This window comes from Achromobacter sp. UMC46, assembly GCF_014170335.1.
Lineage (GTDB): Bacteria > Pseudomonadota > Gammaproteobacteria > Burkholderiales > Burkholderiaceae_B > Achromobacter.
The window spans coordinates 72,417-91,358 of sequence record NZ_LZZS01000031.1 but is presented as its reverse complement, the minus strand read 5'-3'; the positions used below and the strand labels follow the sequence as shown (position 1 = coordinate 91,358).

Sequence of the window (18,942 nt, the reverse complement as noted above, 5' to 3'; positions counted from 1 at the left end):
CTCTTGGACAGGCATAACGGAATACGCCAATTATAGGTACAGCCGGGGAAACCGCCCGGATTACCCGGATGCGGCGCCGGCCTATGCCGGGAATTCAGGGGCAGAATCTGTAACAAGCCGGGCGGATCAACGCCCGGTGGCCCGCCAGCGCCCGCCCGAGATCCGCTCGATCCCGGCCAGGTCCTGGCGGCTGCGCACGTCCTCGAAGCCGGCCTCGGCCAACAGGGCGCGCACCGCCTGCGCCTGGTCCCAGCCGTGCTCCATCCACAACGAACCGCCGGGTTTCAGATGCCGGCCGGCCCCTGCCACGATGCGGCCCAGGTCTTCCAGGCCGCCCGCGCCGTCGGTCAGCGCGCCGCGCGGCTCGAAACGCAGGTCGCCCTGGTCCAGGTGCGGATCGTCGCTGGCCACATAGGGCGGATTCGACACGATCAGGTCGAAGCCTTCGCCCGCGGGCACGGCGCCGTACCAGCTGCCTTCCACGAAGCGCACCGACGCGGTCAGCTCCCAGGCGTTGCCGGCGGCGACCGCCAGCGCCGCGGCGCTGACATCCGAGGCCATTACCCGCGCATCGCGGCGGGCCAGCGCGATCGAGATCGCGATGGCGCCGCTGCCCGTGCCCAGGTCCAGCACGGCGGGGCCCGCCACGCCGGCCACGCATTCCAGCGCGGTTTCCACCAGCACCTCGGTATCGGGGCGCGGGATCAGCACATCGGGCGTCACGCGGAACCGGTGGCCCATGAACTCACGGTGGCCCAGCAGATAGGCCATGGGCTCGCCCGCCAGGCGCCGCGCCAGCAGCGCCTCGTAGGCCGCCGCCACCTGCGGATCCAGCGGATCGGTGTCATGCGCCAGCAGCCATGCGCGCGGCTTGCCCAGCACGTGCTCCAGCAGCATCCGCACTTCCAGGCGCGGCAGCCGGGCGTCGGCCAGCAGGCTGTTCAGCTGAGGCGTTGTCATGGCGCGCCTCAGATGTCGTCGCCCAGCGCCGCCAGCTGCTCGGCCTGGTGTTCGGCGATCAGCGCGCCGGTCAGTTCTTCCAGATCGCCTTCCATGATCTGCTGCAGCTTGTACAGCGTCAGGTTGATGCGGTGGTCCGTCACGCGGCCCTGCGGGAAGTTATAGGTGCGGATGCGCTCGGAGCGGTCGCCCGTGCCGATCAGGCTCTTGCGCTCGGCGGCTTCCTTGCTTTGCCGTTCGCGGGTTTCCTTGTCTTTCAGGCGCGCGGCCAGCACCTGCATGGCCTTGTCCTTGTTGCGGTGCTGCGACCGGTCGTCCTGGCATTCCACCACCAGCCCGGTCGGCAAGTGGGTGATGCGAACTGCCGAATCGGTCTTGTTGATGTGCTGGCCGCCGGCGCCGCTGGCGCGGAACGTGTCGATGCGCAGGTCGCTCGGATTGATGACGATTTCCGACATCGCGTCGGCTTCCGCCATGACGGCCACGGTGCAGGCCGACGTGTGGATGCGGCCCTGCGCTTCGGTGGCGGGCACGCGCTGCACGCGGTGCGCGCCGGATTCGAACTTCAGGCGGCCATAGGCGCCGTCGCCGTCGATGCGCGCGATCACTTCCTTGTAGCCGCCCAGTTCCGACGCGCTTTCCGACATCAGCTCGACGCGCCAGCCGCGTGCTTCCGCGTAGCGCGTGTACATGCGCAACAGGTCGCCGGAGAACAGCGCACTTTCGTCGCCGCCCGTGCCCGCGCGGATTTCCAGGAACACGCTGCGGCCGTCATTGGGATCGCGCGGCAGCAGCAACAGCTGCAGCGCGCTTTCCAGGCCTTCCAGCTTGCCGCGGCCCGATTTGATCTCGTCTTCGGCCATAGCCTTCAAGTCGGGGTCGGACAGCATTTCCTGGGCCGTCGCCAGGTCTTCCTCGGTACGGGCAAAGGCGGTGAAGGCCTCGACCACGGGCTCCAGCTCGGCGCGTTCGCGCGAAAGCTTGCGAAAACGGTCCATATCGGACGCGGTTTCCGGCTGGGCGAGCAATGCGTCCACCTCGGTCAGGCGGTGACACAGATGCTCCAGCCGGCTGCGCATGGAAGATTTCATGGGGGAATGACCAAAGAGAAGACAGGAATAGCGGGCGCCCACAAGACGAACGCCCGCCAGGAGGCGGGACGTGGGACAGATTCGCTAACGGCGGGAGTCGCGGCCGGGGAACAGGCGCGGCATCCACGCAAGCAGCTGCTTGCGCTCGTCGCCTTCGCTGCGGTTCAACGCCGCCAGCGGGCCGTGCAGGTATTTCTGCGTCAGGCCGTGCGCCAGTTGCTCAAGCACGGCTTCGGGCGATTCGCCACGCGCCAGCAGGCGGCGCGCGCGTTCCAGTTCAGCGGCGCGGACGTCTTCGGCGGCCTGGTGCAGGTCGCGGATGACGGGCACCACTTCGCGGGACTGCATCCAGTGCATGAAGCCCTGGACGCGGGTTTCGATGATGGCTTCGGCCTGCACGACGGCGGCGCGGCGCGCGTCGGTGCCGGTCTGCACCAGGCGGCCCAGGTCGTCCACCGAGTACAGGTAGACGTCGTCCAGGCGGCCCACTTCGGGTTCGATGTCGCGCGGCACGGCCAGGTCGATCATGACCATCGGGCGGTGGCGGCGCAGGCGCGTGGCCCGTTCCACCATCCCCAACCCGAGGATGGGCAGGGAGCTTGCCGTACAGGACACGATGACGTCGAATTCCGACAGCCGCTCGGTCAGGTCCGACAGTTTCATGGTGCTGGCCGAAAAGCGGTTGGCCAGGATTTCGGCGCGCTCGGCCGTGCGGTTGGCCACGACCATGCTGCGCGGGCGCTGCGCGGCGAAATGCGTGGCGCACAATTCGATCATTTCGCCCGCGCCGATGAACAGCGTGCGGGCCTGGTCCAGATTGCCGAACACGCGTTCGGCCAGGCGGACGGCGGCGGCGGCCATGGAAACGGATTGCGCGCCGATGGCGGTTTGCGACCGCACTTCCTTGGCGACCGAGAAGGTGCGCTGGAACATCTGATGCAGCAAGGTGCCCAGCGATCCGGCTTCGCCGGCGGCGCGCACGGCGTCCTTCATCTGCCCCACGATCTGGGTTTCGCCCAGCACCATGGAATCCAGGCCGCTGGCCACGCGGAAAGCGTGGCGGACGGCATCGTCTTGATGATGGCGGTACAGGTGCGGGCGCAGCGTGCCGGCGTCCAGGCGGTTGTGTTCAGCCAGCCAGGCGGGCAGTTGATCGGCGACGTGGCCGTCAGCGGCGCAGTAGATTTCGGTGCGGTTACAGGTGGACAGGATGGCGGCTTCGCGGACCGAGCCGCCAAACGCCGAACGCAGGCCTTCCAGCGCGGGCTTGACCAGATCGACGGGCATGGACACGCGTTCGCGGACCGAAACCGGCGCGGACGTGTGATTCAGACCGAAGGCAAGGACAGCTACCGACATGAGTTAGCGTGAAGAACTGCCACCAAGAACAATGCGTTACGCGAAAGAAGGCAAACCTGCGAAATGCGCCTCGCCGTAACAGCAGACCGTTAAAGATTATACCCCTGCGGGTTATCCCCAGGCCAATTCGCCCCCCTGCCGCGACCCTGCGCCGCACCCTTGCGTGCCATTCACCCAACACTTGGCGCGATCGCCCGCGTCGTAAGGGATGGCGATTTTTCCGCCCTGGCTGGCGCACGGCCAAAAATTTGTGTATAGTTGCGGACTTCGTTGGCCTGGTAGCTCAGTCGGTAGAGCAGAGGATTGAAAATCCTTGTGTCGGTGGTTCGATTCCGCCCCAGGCCACCAAAAGAATTATTGGGATCGCGGTAGCCCCTAGGCCGCCGATACCGAATCCCAAAAAAAGCCCAGCCCCGCGCTGGGCTTTTTGCAAACGTACCTGTTCAGGTATTGGCCTGGTAGCTCAGTCGGTAGAGCAGAGGATTGAAAATCCTTGTGTCGGTGGTTCGATTCCGCCCCAGGCCACCAACATTTCCCCGCATTCCTAGCGCCGATATTCAGTCACTGAGTTCATCCGGCCACTGCTGTGCGCAATGCAGCACACGCAGAATGCGAACCACATTCCCGTAGACCCGATAAGGCACGACATACGACGTCTGGCTGATAACCAATTCGCGGGTATCCTCTATGCGACCAAGCCGTCCTAACTCCGGGAACTGCACGAGTTGATCGACCTGCCCTTCGATACGGATATCAACCTCTACCGCCGCCTTGGGGCTTTCTGATTCGATGTAATCAAAAATCCTGCCGCGATCTTCCATCGCAAACGCTGACCACTCCACCTTCACGTCTTGCCCTCAGCTTTGCGCAGAGCGGCGGCGCGGCGTTTGGCGAAATGGGCGGAGGCTTCTTCATTGGGCACGGCTGGCCGCGTGTCGATCAAGGCTTCTTGCACTTTGGCGCGAAACCAGGCGTCATGCGCGGCGGGGTCCACGGCAAAATTGAACGGCAGCGTTCCTTCGTTGGCCACGCGGGTCAAAAGAATGCGCACGGCGTCCGACACGGTAAGGCCCATGTTGTTGAGCACTTGCGTGGCGCGCTCTTTCAGAACGGGGTCGATGCGGGCTTGAACAAGAGCGGTGGCGGGCATGGCGGGCTTCCTGTTGGACGGGACTTGGGACCCTCTATTGTAATTCAATTGAATTACATAGAATCGCCGTCAACTATCTGGTGCAAAGCCATGGTGGCATCCTGAACCCGAACCCATGACATGGTTGCCCGGAAAAGGGGGAATCCCAATGCAGGGTAAAATCGACCTTGCTCCGGGGTGCACGCCAGTGCTGAGATTCAGACCCGCGAACTTGACCCGGTTCATGCCGGCGTAAGAAGAGCATTCGCCTTGTCCTGCCGCGCCCTTGCGCCGCTTGCGCAGGCGGGCTTCGGAGCTTCCCTGTACTGGAATCAACGAACGCCCATGAACAATGCCGCCGCGCCGGTCGCGGAACTACTCGAATTCATCGCCCAGGACGGCTGCACCGACGAACAGTTCGATCAGCTTGCGCTGCGGCTTTTCGCCTATCAGTACGGCGCCAGCGCGCCCTACCGCAGCTTCTGCCAGCGCCGCGGCGCGACGGTGCGCAACGTGAAGACGTGGAGCGACATTCCGGCGGTGCCCATCGACGCCTTCAAGGCGATGGAGCTGCGCTGCGAACCCGCCCGCCCCGACGAGCGCGTGTTCATGACCAGCGGCACGACGCGCGCGGACATGCGCGGGCGCCACTTCCATCCGCATCTGGACGTCTACGACCTGTCCATGACCCGCAATTTCGACAAGCGCGTCATGCAGGGCACGGCGCGCCTGCCGATGGGCATCTTGTTCCCCGACGAAATCGCGATGCCCAATTCGTCGCTGGCGCACTACCTGGCGCTGGCGAAGTCCGCCTTCGGCACCGAAGACAGCCGCTATTTCATGTCGCCGCAGGGCATCGACCTGGACGGCCTGTGGCGCCGGCTGGAAGAGGCCGAGCGCCGGGGCGAGCCCTATGCGCTGCTGGGCGCCAGCTTCAGCTTCGTGCACGTCATCGACGCGCTGCGCAAGGAAGGCCGCTCGTTCCAGCTACCGCCGGGCAGCCGCATCCTGGACACCGGCGGCTACAAGGGCCAGTCGCGCGAATTGCCGCTGGACACGTTCTATTCGGAACTCTCGGAACTGCTGGGCGTGCCGCGCGCGCTGTGCATCAACATGTATGGCATGACGGAACTCAGCACGCAGTTCTACGACGACGGCAACGCCGTCGTGCCGTCGGTCAAGTCGGGTCCGCACTGGATCCGTTCGCGCCTGGTCGATCCGGCCACCGGCCGCACGGTGCCGGCCGGCGAACGCGGCATCCTGGCGCACTGCGACCTGGGCAACTTCAATTCGGTCAACACCATCCTGACGGAAGACGTCGGACTGCCGGCAGACGGCGGCTTCCTGCTGCTGGGCCGCGCCGAGGGCGCCCAGGCCAAGGGCTGCTCGCTGGCGGTCGAAGAGTTCATCCGGTCGGCCACGCCATGAAGACCCTTCGCGTCGAGGCGGGATACCTGCCGGGGCTGGCCCCGGCCGATGTCCAATGGCAAGTCTTGCCGTTCGAGCAGGACGGCCAGCGCGTCGACGTCGCGGTGCCGGTGCTGTCCGCGCCGCAGATGCAGGCGCTTGCCGAGCGCGTCAAACGCGCCAGCGCGCAGCATCTGAAGACGATGACGGTATCGGAGATCATCACCGTCATCGACCGCGCCATCGCCCGCCTGCTGGATCCCGACGACCCGTACCGGCGGCAGGCCGATGCGCTGCTGCCGGTCGTCAGCGGCTACGACGCCGAGATGGTACGGCTGGGGCTGACCGGCTTTTTCAAGACGTTCCGCGCGCCGCAGCTGCATCGCTTCGTGGCCGAAGATTTCGCCAACCCCAAGGTGCTGGACGCATTCCAGCCTGCGGCCAAAGGCGGCGCGGTGCGCGCCTATGGTCCGCAGCTGCTGGCGCACAGCTGGGCCGGCAACGTGCCTGCGCTGGCGCTGTGGAGCCTGGTGTGCGGCCTGCTGGTGAAGGCCGGCAATATCGGAAAACTGCCCACCGCCGAGCCGTTGTTCGCGGGCTGGTTCGCACGATTGCTCGCAGAGGTGCATCCACCGCTGGCCGATTGCCTGGCGGTGGTGTGGTGGCGCGGCGCGGGCGGCGAGGACGCGTCGGCGCTTTACGCCCAGGCCGACACGGTAGTGGCGTATGGCGGCAACGATGCGCTGCACGCCATCCAGCGGCGCCTGCCGGTCACGACGCGCTTTCTAGCACACGGCCACAAGCTGGGTTTCGGCGTGGTCAGCGCGATGGCGCTGGATGCCCAGAAGGCGCCTGCCCTGGCGCGCCGCGCCGCCTGGGACGTGATGCGCTATGACCAGCAGGGCTGCTATTCGCCGCACGTTTTCTACGTGCAGCGCGGTGGCCCGGTTTCGCCGCGCGACTTCGCCGGCTATCTGGCGGGCGAACTGTCGAACCTGCAGCGGCGCTTTCCGCGGCGCGCGCTGGACCTGGAAGAGTCGGCCTCGGTCGCGAAGTGGCGCCAGTCGATCGAATGGACGCTGGCGCCGGATGGCGCGGACGCGCTGATCGGCGACGTAGACGCGGCATGGAGCGTCGCCTATGCCGATGATGCCGGCGCCCTGGCGCCGACCGCTTTGCAACGCAGCATCACCGTGGCCGCCATCGACGCGCTGGACGACGTGGCGCCCCGGGTCGCGCCCCACCGCGAATTCCTGCAAACCGCCGGCGTGGCCGCCACGCCGGAAGAGTTGTACCGGCTGGCCGATCAACTCGGGGCGGCGGGCGTCACGCGCGTGAGCGCCATCGGCGCGATGAGCATGCCCGAAGCCGGATGGCATCACGATGGCCGCTTCAATCTGCTGGACCTGGTCCGCATGGCCGAGATCGAGCAATCCGCCGAAGCCGCCGCCGAGCCGTTCGCGCGCTACGAACCATGAGCGCCGACCCGTCCGCGCCCTTCCTGGACATTGAACAGGCGGTCTACACCTACCCGGGCCGGCCACCCGTCGTCGACGGCATCGACTGGCGGCTGGATGCCGGCGGATTTCATTGCCTGGTCGGCCGCAGCGGCTGCGGCAAGACAACGCTGCTGAAGCTGGCCGCGGGCTTGCTGACGCCGCAATCGGGCCGCGTCCGGCTGTGGGACGGCACGCCCGCCGTGCCCGGCCCGAAGCTGGGCTACGTCTTCCAGGCGCCCACGCTGCTGGAATGGCGGCGCGTCGTCGACAACGTGCTGCTGCCGGTGTCGCTGCAACGCCGGCCCACGGCGGACGACATCGAACACGCATACGAACTGCTGGAGATGCTGGGCCTGGCCGACCATGCGCGGCATTACCCGCGGCAGTTGTCCGGCGGCCAGCAAAGCCGGGCCGCGCTGGCGCGGGCGCTGATCCTGCGCCCCGCCCTGCTGCTGTTGGACGAGCCCTTCGCCGCGCTCGATGCGATCACGCGCGGCGAACTGCAAGACGACCTGATGCGGATGTGCCGCCTGCGCAAGACGACCGTGCTGTTCGTCACGCATGACATCGGCGAAGCGGTGTACCTGGGCGACCGCGTCGCGGTCATGCATCAGGGGCGCATGGCGGCCGACCTGCGCGTGGACCTGCCCGCGCCGCGCACGCAGTCGATGCGGCATGGCGCGGCTTTCAATGCGCATTGCGCGCAGGTGTTCGACATCATGAACGGGGCCCGCCCATGAAACAGGCCTTCCCCTCCCGGTTCCTGGCGGTCGCCCTGCTTGTCGTCCTGGTGGGCGCCTGGGAGGCGGCCGTGCGGCAAGCGGGCATTTCCGCGCTGGTGCTGCCCGCCCCGTCCGCCGTGGCCAAGACGCTGTGGACCAGCCTGGCCACCGGCTACCTGTGGCCGCATATTGGCGCGACCCTGGCGGAGATGCTGCTGGGCCTGGCGCTGGGCGGCGCGGCCGGCTTGGCGATGGGCGTGGCGCTGGCCGAATCGGCCTTGCTGGACCGCGTGCTCAAGCCCTATGTCATCGTCAGCCAGGTTGTCCCCAAGCTGGCGCTGGCCCCGCTGTTCGTGCTGTGGTTCGGGTTCGGCATGGCGCCCACGGTGGGCATGACCGCCCTGATCTGCTTTTTCCCCTTGATGGAAAACACGCTGACCAGCCTGCGGCAGGTAGATCCGAACCGGCTGCAACTGTTCCGCATGCTGGGCGCCTCGCGCGCGCAGACCTTGCTGCGCCTGAAACTGCCTGCAGGCCTGCCCGGCATCCTGGCGGGCTTGCGCGTGGCGCTGGTGCTGGCGCTGGTCGGCGCCGTGGTGGGCGAATTCATCGGCGCCAGCCGCGGGCTGGGCGCCGTCATCATCGCCGCGCAAGGCATGATGGACACGCCCCTCATGTTCGCGGCGCTGGCCGCCATCGCCGTCATCGGCCTGCTGGGCTATCAGGCCACCCTGATGCTCGAGCGGCGCCTGCTGCGCCCCTATTCGGATCACCCATGACATTTTCCAGGACGCTTCCCATGCTCCCGTCCCCTACCCGCCGCGCGCTGCTGGCCGCGGCGGCAAGCCTCGCCGCGACATCGCTGACGCCGCTCACCGCACGCGCACATAGTGCGCAAGACGCCGCTTCCGGCAAGGTCACGCTGGCCGGCTGGAGCAAGCCGATCAGCGAAATCACCAACCTGCTGGCCGAACCCGACAAGGGCTTCTTCAAGGCGCAGGGCCTGGAACTGGTCTACCTGCCGGGCGCGGGCGGCGGCGACGCCATCCGCAACATCCTCAGCGGCCAGGCCGACGTGGCGTTCACCGACCCCGGCTCGTTCTTCATGGCCTTGGATAAGGGCGAAAAGCTGCGCGCCATCTACGACATCTATCCGCAGAACGTCTTCAACGTCGTGTCGTTAAAACCGGCCGGCATCACGCGGCCGGCGGACCTGAAAGGCAAGCGCATCGGCGTCTACAGCCTGGCCAGCGGCACGCGCCAGAACCTGCTGGTGCTGCTGCACCAGGCCGGCCTGACCGAATCCGACGTTGAAATCGTGGTGACCGGCGTGCTGAACTTCGCGCCGCTGCTGCAGGGTCAGGTGGACGCCACCGCGGCCACCGACACCGGCCTGCTGGTGGGGCGCCGGCGCGGCCTGGGCGACGTCAACGTGATGAACGTCGCCGACACCCTCAACGTGTCCAGCGACCTGTTCGTGGTGCGCGAACCCGTGCTTCAGCAAAAACAGCCGCTGCTGCGGGCGTTCCTGAAGGCCTACCGCGACAGCGCCGCGTGGATGATCGCCCAGCCCGAAGAGGCCGCCACGCTGGCCGGCAAGCGCGCCATCGACGGTACCGACCGCGCCATCAACCTGGACGTGATCAAGCTGCGCAATGCCGCGTCGATCGCCTCGGGAGGACGGCCGCTGGGCACGATCGATCTGGACTCGCTGCAGAAGGCGGCCGATGTCTACCACGAGCTGGGCCTGGTGCAGCGCCCCATCGATGTGGCCGCCGCCGTCGACGCCACCCTGCTGCCGGCGGCCTGACATGAACGCCGCCCTGAAATTCGCAGGCAAGGTGGTGCTGGTGACCGGAGCCAGCCGCGGCATCGGCGCCGAGATCGCGCGCGGATTCGCGCGGGAAGGGGCGACGGTGGTCGTCAACTACCTGAGCAACGCCGAAGCGGCCGAGGCCGTGGTGGCGCAATGCCAGGCTGCCGGCGGCGACGCCTGGGCCGTGCAGGCCGACGTCGGTTCGCCGGACGCGGTGCGCGCCATGGTCGACGGCATCGTGCAGGACGCCGGCCGGCTGGACGTCGTGGTCAACAACGCCTTGCGGCATTACGCTTTCGATCCCCGCCAGCGCACCGCGTTCGGCGACCTCGGCTGGCAGGATTACCAGTCGCAGTTCGACGGCGCGGTCGGTGCGGCGTTCAACGTCTGCCAGGCCGCACTGCCGCATTTCAAACAGCGCGCGCAAGGCTGCATCGTCAATATCGCCACCAACCTTACCGAGCATCCGGTTGTGCCGTACCACGACTACACCACCGCAAAGGCCGCGCTGGTGGCGTTCAGCCGCAACCTGGCGTCGGAGCTGGGCCCATTCGGGATCCGGGTGAACTGCGTCGCCCCCGGCCTGGTCTACCCGACCCAGGCCAGCGAGGGCGCCCAGGAATCGTTCCGCGAACAACTGGCCGCCGCCACCCCGCTGCGCCGCATCGCCCGGCCCGAGGACGTCGCTGGCCCCGTGCTGTTCCTGGCGTCCGACTGGAGCGGATTCATGACCGGGCAGGTGCTGTTCGTGGACGGCGGACTGGTGATGCGCTAGAGTGGGTAGCACCCTGATTCGCAGCAACCCAACGGAGTCGCGACATGCGCGTCCGAGCACGAATCCTCTACGGTCTGTTCGGATTGCTGTTGGGCCTGCCGGCCCAGGCTGACGCGCAGGCCACGGCGGCATCGCCCGCTCCTGCGCAGGCGCCTCCGCCCGTCATCCAGATGGCCGACATCCCCCTTCGGGCGGATACCGATGTGCGCTACGCCGAAAGCGTGTTGCAACGCGTGGCGGCGGCCGACCCGGGCGCCGCGCTCACGCCCACGCTGGACGCCATCGCCAAGTCCGTCGACGAAAAACTCTATGAATTCCAGCCGGCCCAGCTGCGCACCCTGCCCATCATGCGGGTGGAAAGCCTGGAACGGCATTGGCTCTTCGACGCCCGCCGGCTGGCGCGCTGGCGCGCCGACCTGCGCCAGGCCACGTCCTGGTACGCCAGCGACGCGGCCGACCTGTTCCGGCGCCGCACCGCCTGGCAAGCCATCAAGGATGCTCCCGAGGCGGCCAGCCTGCCGTCCGCGTTGAGCGAGCGCGTGGATACGGTCCTGGCGCGGCTGACCGCGGCCGGGCAGGCCTTGTCCGGCCCGCTCTCCCGCCAGGTCGAGCTGGAACAGCGCGCCAATTCCGTCGAGGAACGGATCCGGACCGGCCAGCGCTCGGTCGCCGACGCCATCGACTACATCGACGCCCGCCTGATGCGCGTGGATTCGGCGCCGCTATGGGACTTGGGCCGCGCGCAGGAAGCCGGCGAAGACACGATGGCTTTGCTGCGGACGGGACTGGACATCGAAGTGCGCTTCGCCCGGGATTACGGCGCGGCCGACAGCGGCAACCAGCGCGCCCTGCGCGTGCTGCAGGTGCTGCTGCTGCCGCTCTTGCTGTGGCTGGCCCGAAAGAGCCGCGACGCGATCCGCGCGGGCGTCATGAGCGAGACCGCCGCCGGCGTGCTGGGCCGCCCCTTGTCCACCTGGCTGCTGCTGTCGATGCTGGGGGTGCTGGCCCTGGAGCCGGATGCGCCGTTGATGGTGCAGCAGGTTGCGCTGGTGCTGGCGGCCGTGCCCGTGCTGCGCCTGCTGCCGCCTGCCGCGCGCCGGCTGATGGATCAGTGGCCGCACGTGATCACCGCCTTGTTCCTGGCCGAACGGCTGGGCTTCCTGTTCCTGGCCAACACCCTGTTCTACCGGCTGTCCACCGTGGCGTTGACGGCCTCTGCGCTGGCCGCCATCCTGTGGTTGATGCACCGCAGCCACAAGATGGCGCCCACCGCGTCGACGCGGCTGGTGCACGCCCTGCGGGCCATCGCCTGGGGCGCGGCCGCGCTGCTGTGCGTGTCGCTGGCCGCCAACCTGTTCGGCAACGTGTCCCTGGCCGAAATGCTGACCAGCGCGGTCATCGGCAGCGGCTACTTCGGGCTGGTGCTCTACGCGGGCGTGACCGTCATCACCACGCTGCTGCAGCTGTTGCTGGCGCGCCAGGGGATCTCGCGTTTCCGGCTGGCGCGCGAGCATGCGCCGCCGCTGGTGCAGCTGCTGATACGCCTGTTGACGGCCGGCGCGGCCGTGGGCTGGGCGGTCTACGCGATGGACCGTTTCCGCATCCTGCGCGCCACCTATGCGTTCGTGGCCGAGGTGCTGTCCTACACGCTGGCCGTGGGCGAGATCTCGATCAGCCTGGGCAACGTCCTGGTGTTCCTGATCTCGGTCGTGATCGCGTTCTGGGCGGCGCGCACGATACGCCTGGTCTTGCACGACGAGGTGCTGACCCGCATGGCGCTGCCGCGCGGCGTAGGCAACAGCATCGCGTCGCTGACGTACTACCTGGTGCTGTTGCTGGGGCTGGGCATCGCACTGTCGGCCGCGGGCTTCCAGACCAGCCAGTTGACCATCGTGTTCGGCGCCCTGGGCGTGGGCATCGGCTTCGGGCTGCAGGGCGTCGTGAACAACTTCGTGTCGGGGCTGATCCTGATGTTCGAACGGCCCATCCAACCGGGCGATGTGGTCGACATCAGCGGCACCTCCGGCCAGGTGCGCGACATCGGCATGCGGGCCACCCGCATCAAGACCTTCGAGGGCGCCGACGTGATCGTGCCCAACGGCACGCTGCTGTCCGAAAAGCTGACCAACTGGACGATGCTGGACCGCAGCCGGCGCATTGAAATCAGTCTCGGCGTGGCCTACGGGTCGGAGCCCAAGCAGGTCATCGCGCTGCTGGAAAACGTGGCACGGCAGACCTCGGGCATCGAGGCCGACCCTGCGCCGGTCGTGCTGTTCATGGGCTTCGGCGCCAGCACGCTGGACTTCAGCCTGCGCGCCTGGACCACCGATTTCGACCGCTGGATCGATATCCGCAGCGATCTGCTGACGTCCCTGTACGACGCGCTGAAGCAGGCCGGCATCCAGATCCCGTTCCCGCAGCGCGACCTGCATCTGCGCAGCATTTCCGGCGACGCCGGCGCCGTGCTGGCGACGCAGCCGCCGTCTGGGAGCACGGCGCCGGGCTGACCGCCGCCGGTTGGCTACGCCGGCATCGCCTCTTTCACGAGTTCCACCCAGTAATGCGCGCCCAACGGCAGGATGTCGTCGTTGAAGTCGTAGTACGGGTTATGCACAGGCGGGTTTTCGTGGCCCGGGCGCGCCGCGCCGATGAACACATAAGCGCCCGGCCGCTGCTGCAGCATGTAGGCGAAATCTTCGGACCCCATGCGCGGCGTGCAGGCGGCGTCCACGTTTTCCACCCCCACCGCCCGCGTGGCCGCGCGGGCGGCCAGTTGCACTTCGGCCTCGGTGTTGACGCAAGCCGGATAGCCGCGGAACACCTGCACGTCGATTGACGTGCCCGAGGTCACGGCGACGCCCGCGCACACCTCGCGCAGCCGGCGCTCGGCCAGGTCGCGCGTGGCGGCGGTCAGCGTGCGGCAGCTGCCGCGCAGCATCACGCTGTTGGGCACCACGTTCCAGGTGTCGCCGGCATGGATCTGCGTGAGGCTCAGGGCCAGCGCATCGGTGGGTTTGACGTTGCGGCTGACGATGGTCTGCATGGCGGCGACAAGCTGCGTCGCCGCCACGATGGGATCCACCCCATGTTCGGGTTGGGCCGCGTGGCAGCCCTTGCCGGTGACCGTGATTTCGTAGGTGTCGCAATTGGCCATCACCGTGCCCACGCGCGTGGACACCGTCCCGAACGGCAGGTTGGGCGAGTTGTGCAGTGCGAAGACGGCATCGCACGGGAAGCGGTCGAAGAGCCCGTCCTGCACCATCGCCAAGCCGCCACCCGCGTGCTCTTCAGCGGGCTGGAAGATGAAGTGCAGCGTGCCCCGCCAGCCGGGGTCGCCGGCCAGATGATGGGCCGCCCCCAGCAGCATCGCGGTATGGCCGTCGTGGCCGCAGCCGTGCATCTTGCCGGCGATGGTGGACCGGTGCGAGGCATCGCCCAGCTCTTGCATGTCCAGCGCATCCATGTCGGCGCGCAGGCCGATCGCCGGCCCCGGGCCCCGCACTATCGTGCCCACCACGCCCGTCTGGCCCAGCCCGCGATGCACGACGGCGCCGGCCCGTTCCAGTTCGCGCGCCACGAGGTCGGCGGTGCGGAATTCACAGAACGCGGTTTCAGGATGCGCGTGCAGATCGCGGCGCCATTCGCGCATTTGACGCAGCAGGTCGGGGCTGACGGGCGATTCGACAATGGCCATGGGGCGGGTCTCCGGATGGCGGGCTTGGGGGAAATACCGCTATCGACTATAGCCAGGCGCGAGTACAAAGCCGATAGCAATGATCACTGCTTATCAATGCGGTTTTTGCAACGATTCCCCCGAGCCAGGACCGCGGCAAGGAAGACCCTGATGGATGATGTCCTGGAGTTCAAGCGGACGCTGTGTCTGCTGCAAGTCATCGAGACCGGCACGTTGCGCGCTGCGGCCGACCAGCTGAATACCGATCCGTCGGCCGTCAGCCGCGCTATCGCCCGGCTGGAAGCGGACACGGGGCTGACCTTGCTGGAGCGCCGCGGCCGCGGCGTCGTGCCGACCGATGCCGGACGGCTGGTAGCGCTGTTCGCACGCCGGCAACAGGACCTGAACGAATCCTTCCACGCCGAGGTCAACAACCTGAAGAGCGCCACCCGCGGCCACGTCGAACTGGCCCTGGGCGAGGGATTTGTCGACATGCTGCTGGAACCCGTGCTGCTGTCGTTCGTGCGCAAGCATCCCGACATCACCTACAGCATCCACGTGGCCGGCACCAATGAAACCGTGCGCTGCATCGTGGAAGAGCGCGTCCAGATCGCACTGGCCTTCCAGCCGCCCAACGACGTGCGGCTGCGCTCGCACTATTCGCGCGCCGCCCCGATGCGCGTCCACGTCCACAAGGACCACCCGCTGGCACGCACGCGCCGGGCCTTGAGGCTGTCGGACCTGGCACCTTACGGCTGGGCCGCGATGGACGAATCGTTCGGCGTGCGCCAGCACATCCAGGCGGCGGAACTGGACGAAAACGTCAAGCTCAAGCCCGCGCTGCTGACCAACTCGTTCAAGATCCTGTGGGAGTTCGCCAGCCAGGGGCTGGGCTATGTCGTGAACCCGCTGTCCATGCCGCTCAAGGGCACGCAGTTCCGCCAGATGGTGTCCATGCCGCTGGCCAATCCGATCCTGAACAACAGCCGCACCCACGTCATCAGCCTGGCCGGCCGCCACCTGCCGCCGGCGACCGCCAGCATGCTGCGCCACATCCTGAAGACATTCCCCGCACTGGAGGCCCAGCGGACCTGAACCGCCCGCATCGTTGCGGAATTCACAATGATCCGACCCGCCGCCCGACATTGATGCGGGCAAACGCCGCTGCCTAGACTGCACGGAGCCGTCCGGAATACCGGATCGCCCTAAAACAGCAATGACAAGGGAGAAGCAGCATGCGTTGGAACCTACCGGCCCGGGCGGCCGCCGTTTGCCTGGCGGCATGCGCCGCCGCCCCGCTGGCGCAGGCTGCGGACTACCCCGCCGAAAAGCCCTTGAGCCTGATCGTGCCCTATCCGGCCGGCGGCGCCAGCGACGCCTCGGCGCGGCAATTCGGCGTGCACATCGCCCATGCGCTCAAGCAGCAGGTCGTCGTTGAAAACGTGGGCGGCGGTTCCGGCATGCTGGGCGCGCGCCGCGTGCTGACCAGCGCGCCGGACGGCTACACCTTCCTGCACGGTTCGCCCAACGAAGTCATCCTCAGCCCGTTCCTGAACGCGGCGGCCCGCTACAAGCCCGAGGATTTCCGGCTGACCCAGCCCATCAGCGAAGCCACCATCGTGCTGCTGGCGCGCGCCGACCTGCCCGTCTCGAACGTCGATGACTTCATCGCCTACGCAAAGCGGCCCGGCGCCAAGCCCCTGACCTTCGGCAGCGTCGGCATCGGCTCGCTGTACCACATCATGACGGAGTACCTGGGGCGACGCGTGGGCGCCGAATTCCTGCACGTGCCGTATCGCGGCGCGGCGCCCGCCTTGCAGGACCTGATCGGCCGCCAGGTGGATTTCGCCGTCCTGCCCTACCAGCAGGCGATGGAGGGCATGGCCGCGCAACAGCAGTTGAAGATCCTGACCAGCTTTTCCAACACCCTGCCCGCGCCGCTGGCCAAGCTGCCGCTGATCTCGCAAAGCAAGACCATCCCCGACTTCGTCTACACGATCGCCGGCGGCTATTACGTGCGCCAGGATACGCCGGCACCGGCCGTGGACGCGCTGCGCCGCGCGGTGGGCTATGCGCTGGAACAACCCGAGCTGCGCGAACGGATGGAAGCCGAGGGGCGGCTGCTGTTGCGGCCGATGAGTCAGCAGGATGCCGACGCCTACGCGACGGCCCAAGTGGCCAAGTACCGGGAAATGATCCAGGTGCTGGGGATCAAGCCGATGTAGGCACCGGCACCGTCAGGCCGTTCTTCACGCGGTTCATCACCACCAGCGTCGAGAAGCGCTTGACGTTGGGGTTGCCCCAGAAGTGGTGCTGGGCGAAGACCTCGTATTCGGCCATGTCGGCCATGGTCAGGGTCAGCACGAAATCGACCTCGCCCGTGACAGACAGGCATTGCATGATCTCGGGCGCGCCCAGCATCGCGCGCTTGAACTGATCGAGCTTGTCGGCGCGCTCGCTCTCCAGCGACACCAGCACCACCATCATGATCCCCCGCCCCACGGCGGCGGGATCCACCACCGACACGTCGGCCGTGACCACATTGGATTCGCGCAGCCGCTTCATGCGGCGCAGGCAGGACACAGGCGACAGGTTCACGCGCTGGGCGACGTCCTGGCTGGTGCGCTGGTTGTCTTCCTGCAGGCTTTGCAGGATCTGAAGGTCGAAATCGTCTAGTTCCATGGGGTCTCGGAACACATGGGTATCGGGCCGGAGCGGGCCATCGCCAGATTCTAATCCCGGCCGCGACGGAATCCGGCCCCATTTCGACGGGAAACTTCATTTCGGCCCCTCCGGACGCAGGAATTCGTCAGGCGGCTTGCTTACACTGGGAGCCTGCCACCCGCCACGCGGGATTTCCAGCCGTATCCCGCAATGCCCTCACTCCAGCTTTTCCTGCTTTTCCTCGCCGCCGACGCGGCGCTCAAACTCACGCCCGGCCCGGACATGGCGCTGACGCTGTCGCGCGGCATGACACAGGGCTTCCGCCCCGCCTTCCATAGCGTGTTAGGCAATGTGGCGGCCGGCTTCATCCAGGTGCCGGCCGTGGTGCTGGGCCTGGCCTCCGTGCTGCGCGCCTTTCCGGCGCTGTTCGTGGGCATCAAGGCGGCGGGCGGCCTGTACCTGGGCTATCTGGGCGTCAAGGCGATCATCCGCTGCGCGCAGTCCGCCGACGTGTCCTTGAGCGCGCGGCCGGGCGATGCCCGCGACGCCTTCTGGCAGGGCTTCATGACGAATCTGCTGAACCCGAAGGTGCTGCTGTTCATGATCGCCTTCCTGCCGCAGTTCACCACGCCGGACAACGGGCCCGTCTGGGTCCAGATGCTGGTGCTGGGCATCACGATGAAGGTGCTGAGCCTGCCCTACGGCAGCTTCTTCGCCTATGGCGCGTCGCGCATCCGCGGCTGGGTCGGGCGCAATCCGTGGTTCCTGCGCACGCAGCAAGGCCTGCTGGGCGCCATCATGGTCGGGCTGGCCCTGTTTGTGCTTTACTCCACCGCCGCGAATCCGAACCCCTGATTTCCAGCCCTTGATTTCCACGCATTGAGCTTCACCCCGCCGCCATGACCGCCGCCACCTTGAATTCCGGGCACAACGCCTCGGCCTCCACCCTGCTTCCCACCCTGTCGCTGATCGGCGCCATGGCCTCGCTGTGCATCGGCACGTCGTTCGCCAAGTCGCTGTTCCCCGAAGTGGGCGCGCAGGGCACGACCGCCTACCGCATCGTCATCGGCGCCATCATCCTGATCGCGTTCTGGCGCCCATGGCGCTTTCCACTGACCCGCCAGAACGCGGCCAAGATCGCGCTGTACGGCGTCACGCTGGCCTGCATGAACCTGCTGTTCTACATGGCGCTGCGCACGCTGCCGCTGGGTATCGCCATCGCCATCGAATTCACCGGCCCGCTGACCCTGGCGGTCGTGCTGTCGCGGCGCGCGATCGATTTCGTCTGGATCGCCTGTGCGCTGGCCGGACTGGTGCTGCTGATCCCCACCGGCCAATCCATCCACGACCTGGACCCGACGGGCATCGCCTACGCGTTGGCCGCCGCGGTCTGCTGGGCGCTCTACATCATCTTCGGCAAGATGGCCGGCAACGTGCACGGCGGGCAGGCGACCTCGCTGGGTTTGCTGGCGGCCACGATGGTGGCGCTGCCCGTGGGCGCGGCGCATGCGGGCATGGCGCTGCTTGACCCCAAGCTGATCCTGGCCGGCATCGGCGTGGGCATCCTGTCCAGCGCGCTGCCGTATTCGCTTGAAATGGTGGCGTTGCGGCGGCTGCCGCAAAAGACGTTCGGCGTGCTGCTCAGCATGGAACCCGCGATGGGCGCGCTGGCCGGCGTGATCGTGCTGAATGAACACCTGACCCAGACGCAGTGGCTGGCCATCTGCGGGATCATCCTGGCGTCCGCCGGCTGCGCGGCGACGGCGCAGCGCGGACGCAAGCTGACTGCCCCGCCGGCTCCGGACTAGGCTGGGCGAAGGCGCCGGGCCGGCCCACGCCTCCTGCCG

General features: G+C 67.5%; 18 protein-coding genes, 2 tRNA genes and 1 riboswitch. Of the genes, 13 read left to right on the top strand and 7 right to left on the bottom strand.

The genetic code is table 11. The features are described 5' to 3' along the window. Positions 1 to 126 precede the first annotated feature (126 nt). From prmC to hemA, 3 genes are all read right to left on the bottom strand, one after another. Positions 127 to 960 (bottom strand): peptide chain release factor N(5)-glutamine methyltransferase, encoded by an 834-nt coding sequence (prmC, locus tag A9973_RS21345; protein WP_183015682.1) that lies wholly within the window; start codon positions 958 to 960, stop codon positions 127 to 129. A gap of 8 nt (positions 961 to 968) precedes the next feature. Beyond that, positions 969 to 2,051, bottom strand: coding sequence for a peptide chain release factor 1 (gene prfA, locus A9973_RS21340; protein ID WP_183015681.1), 1,083 nt, complete (start codon positions 2,049 to 2,051; stop codon positions 969 to 971). Positions 2,052 to 2,135: 84 nt separating this feature from the next. Next, positions 2,136 to 3,410, bottom strand: a complete 1,275-nt coding sequence (gene hemA, locus A9973_RS21335; RefSeq protein ID WP_183015680.1) for a glutamyl-tRNA reductase — start codon at positions 3,408 to 3,410, stop codon at positions 2,136 to 2,138. A gap of 272 nt (positions 3,411 to 3,682) precedes the next feature. Between hemA and A9973_RS21330 the strand changes: the two genes are divergently transcribed. Both A9973_RS21330 and A9973_RS21325 read left to right on the top strand, forming a co-directional pair. Beyond that, a tRNA-Phe gene (locus tag A9973_RS21330) sits at positions 3,683 to 3,758 on the top strand. Positions 3,759 to 3,862: 104 nt separating this feature from the next. After that, positions 3,863 to 3,938: transfer RNA gene (locus tag A9973_RS21325), tRNA-Phe, on the top strand. A 29-nt stretch (positions 3,939 to 3,967) separates the two neighbouring features. Here the strand turns inward: A9973_RS21325 and A9973_RS21320 are convergent. Continuing rightward, positions 3,968 to 4,252 (bottom strand): type II toxin-antitoxin system RelE/ParE family toxin, encoded by a 285-nt coding sequence (locus A9973_RS21320; protein WP_370539522.1) that lies wholly within the window; start codon positions 4,250 to 4,252, stop codon positions 3,968 to 3,970. 2 nt (positions 4,253 to 4,254) lie between these two features. Next, positions 4,255 to 4,560 carry a type II toxin-antitoxin system RelB/DinJ family antitoxin gene (locus A9973_RS21315; protein ID WP_183015678.1) on the bottom strand — a complete coding sequence of 102 codons (306 nt, stop codon included), beginning with the start codon at positions 4,558 to 4,560 and terminating at the stop codon, positions 4,255 to 4,257. Between the two features lie 163 nt (positions 4,561 to 4,723). Continuing rightward, a riboswitch (TPP riboswitch) is annotated at positions 4,724 to 4,815 on the top strand. Between the two features lie 69 nt (positions 4,816 to 4,884). Between A9973_RS21315 and A9973_RS21310 the strand changes: the two genes are divergently transcribed. Genes A9973_RS21310 through A9973_RS21280 form a run of 7 tightly spaced genes read left to right on the top strand, consistent with a single transcriptional unit; the run spans position 4,885 to position 13,265 of the window. Then, positions 4,885 to 5,967, top strand: coding sequence for a long-chain fatty acid--CoA ligase (locus A9973_RS21310; protein ID WP_183015677.1), 1,083 nt, complete (start codon positions 4,885 to 4,887; stop codon positions 5,965 to 5,967). After that, positions 5,964 to 7,424 carry an acyl-CoA reductase gene (locus A9973_RS21305; protein WP_183015676.1) on the top strand — a complete coding sequence of 487 codons (1,461 nt, stop codon included), beginning with the start codon at positions 5,964 to 5,966 and terminating at the stop codon, positions 7,422 to 7,424. Before A9973_RS21310 ends, A9973_RS21305 begins: the two co-directional genes overlap by 4 nt. Beyond that, a complete protein-coding gene (locus A9973_RS21300; RefSeq protein WP_183015675.1) occupies positions 7,421 to 8,185 on the top strand; it encodes an ABC transporter ATP-binding protein in 765 nt (254 codons plus the stop codon). Before A9973_RS21305 ends, A9973_RS21300 begins: the two co-directional genes overlap by 4 nt. Continuing rightward, the gene (locus A9973_RS21295; RefSeq protein WP_183015674.1) at positions 8,182 to 8,946 is read left to right on the top strand and encodes an ABC transporter permease; all 765 of its coding nucleotides are present in this window, start codon (positions 8,182 to 8,184) and stop codon (positions 8,944 to 8,946) included. The genes A9973_RS21300 and A9973_RS21295 overlap by 4 nt, the downstream gene beginning before the upstream one ends. 20 nt (positions 8,947 to 8,966) lie before the next feature. Further along, on the top strand, positions 8,967 to 9,977 hold the full coding sequence (locus A9973_RS21290) for an ABC transporter substrate-binding protein (protein WP_183015673.1): 1,011 nt from the start codon (positions 8,967 to 8,969) through the stop codon (positions 9,975 to 9,977). A gap of 1 nt (position 9,978) precedes the next feature. Further along, a complete protein-coding gene (locus tag A9973_RS21285) occupies positions 9,979 to 10,758 on the top strand; it encodes a 3-oxoacyl-ACP reductase (protein ID WP_183015672.1) in 780 nt (259 codons plus the stop codon). Positions 10,759 to 10,802: 44 nt separating this feature from the next. Beyond that, positions 10,803 to 13,265 carry a mechanosensitive ion channel family protein gene (locus tag A9973_RS21280; RefSeq protein ID WP_183015671.1) on the top strand — a complete coding sequence of 821 codons (2,463 nt, stop codon included), beginning with the start codon at positions 10,803 to 10,805 and terminating at the stop codon, positions 13,263 to 13,265. 14 nt (positions 13,266 to 13,279) lie between these two features. On the opposite strand, the gene A9973_RS21275 is transcribed toward A9973_RS21280, so the two are convergent. Then, positions 13,280 to 14,452 (bottom strand): M20 aminoacylase family protein, encoded by a 1,173-nt coding sequence (locus A9973_RS21275; protein ID WP_183015670.1) that lies wholly within the window; start codon positions 14,450 to 14,452, stop codon positions 13,280 to 13,282. A 150-nt stretch (positions 14,453 to 14,602) separates the two neighbouring features. Here A9973_RS21275 and A9973_RS21270 point away from each other — a divergent pair, with 150 nt between their 5' ends. Both A9973_RS21270 and A9973_RS21265 read left to right on the top strand, forming a co-directional pair. Beyond that, positions 14,603 to 15,526, top strand: coding sequence for a LysR family transcriptional regulator (locus tag A9973_RS21270; protein ID WP_183015669.1), 924 nt, complete (start codon positions 14,603 to 14,605; stop codon positions 15,524 to 15,526). Positions 15,527 to 15,666: 140 nt separating this feature from the next. Further along, positions 15,667 to 16,656, top strand: a complete 990-nt coding sequence (locus A9973_RS21265) for a tripartite tricarboxylate transporter substrate binding protein (protein ID WP_183015668.1) — start codon at positions 15,667 to 15,669, stop codon at positions 16,654 to 16,656. Here A9973_RS21265 and A9973_RS21260 read toward each other — a convergent pair. Continuing rightward, positions 16,643 to 17,113 (bottom strand): Lrp/AsnC family transcriptional regulator, encoded by a 471-nt coding sequence (locus A9973_RS21260; RefSeq protein WP_183015667.1) that lies wholly within the window; start codon positions 17,111 to 17,113, stop codon positions 16,643 to 16,645. The genes A9973_RS21265 and A9973_RS21260 overlap by 14 nt on opposite strands. A 192-nt stretch (positions 17,114 to 17,305) precedes the next feature. Between A9973_RS21260 and A9973_RS21255 the strand changes: the two genes are divergently transcribed. After that, positions 17,306 to 17,950, top strand: a complete 645-nt coding sequence (locus tag A9973_RS21255; protein WP_183015666.1) for a LysE family translocator — start codon at positions 17,306 to 17,308, stop codon at positions 17,948 to 17,950. A gap of 44 nt (positions 17,951 to 17,994) precedes the next feature. Next, complete coding sequence (locus tag A9973_RS21250) at positions 17,995 to 18,903, top strand: EamA family transporter (protein ID WP_183015665.1); 909 nt, start codon at positions 17,995 to 17,997, stop codon at positions 18,901 to 18,903. Positions 18,904 to 18,942 lie beyond the last annotated feature (39 nt).

Coding starts and splice junctions, on each gene's coding strand:
- A9973_RS21280 (WP_183015671.1), top strand. CDS start 10,803: ATGCGCGTCCGAGCACGAATCCTCTACGGTCTGTTCGGATTGCTGTTG.
- A9973_RS21290 (WP_183015673.1), top strand. CDS start 8,967: ATGCTCCCGTCCCCTACCCGCCGCGCGCTGCTGGCCGCGGCGGCAAGC.
- A9973_RS21285 (WP_183015672.1), top strand. CDS start 9,979: ATGAACGCCGCCCTGAAATTCGCAGGCAAGGTGGTGCTGGTGACCGGA.
- A9973_RS21255 (WP_183015666.1), top strand. CDS start 17,306: ATGCCCTCACTCCAGCTTTTCCTGCTTTTCCTCGCCGCCGACGCGGCG.
- A9973_RS21315 (WP_183015678.1), bottom strand. CDS start 4,560: ATGCCCGCCACCGCTCTTGTTCAAGCCCGCATCGACCCCGTTCTGAAA.
- A9973_RS21310 (WP_183015677.1), top strand. CDS start 4,885: ATGAACAATGCCGCCGCGCCGGTCGCGGAACTACTCGAATTCATCGCC.
- prmC (WP_183015682.1), bottom strand. CDS start 960: ATGACAACGCCTCAGCTGAACAGCCTGCTGGCCGACGCCCGGCTGCCG.
- prfA (WP_183015681.1), bottom strand. CDS start 2,051: ATGAAATCTTCCATGCGCAGCCGGCTGGAGCATCTGTGTCACCGCCTG.
- A9973_RS21265 (WP_183015668.1), top strand. CDS start 15,667: ATGCGTTGGAACCTACCGGCCCGGGCGGCCGCCGTTTGCCTGGCGGCA.
- A9973_RS21275 (WP_183015670.1), bottom strand. CDS start 14,452: ATGGCCATTGTCGAATCGCCCGTCAGCCCCGACCTGCTGCGTCAAATG.
- A9973_RS21270 (WP_183015669.1), top strand. CDS start 14,603: ATGGATGATGTCCTGGAGTTCAAGCGGACGCTGTGTCTGCTGCAAGTC.
- hemA (WP_183015680.1), bottom strand. CDS start 3,410: ATGTCGGTAGCTGTCCTTGCCTTCGGTCTGAATCACACGTCCGCGCCG.
- A9973_RS21260 (WP_183015667.1), bottom strand. CDS start 17,113: ATGGAACTAGACGATTTCGACCTTCAGATCCTGCAAAGCCTGCAGGAA.
- A9973_RS21250 (WP_183015665.1), top strand. CDS start 17,995: ATGACCGCCGCCACCTTGAATTCCGGGCACAACGCCTCGGCCTCCACC.
- A9973_RS21300 (WP_183015675.1), top strand. CDS start 7,421: ATGAGCGCCGACCCGTCCGCGCCCTTCCTGGACATTGAACAGGCGGTC.
- A9973_RS21305 (WP_183015676.1), top strand. CDS start 5,964: ATGAAGACCCTTCGCGTCGAGGCGGGATACCTGCCGGGGCTGGCCCCG.
- A9973_RS21295 (WP_183015674.1), top strand. CDS start 8,182: ATGAAACAGGCCTTCCCCTCCCGGTTCCTGGCGGTCGCCCTGCTTGTC.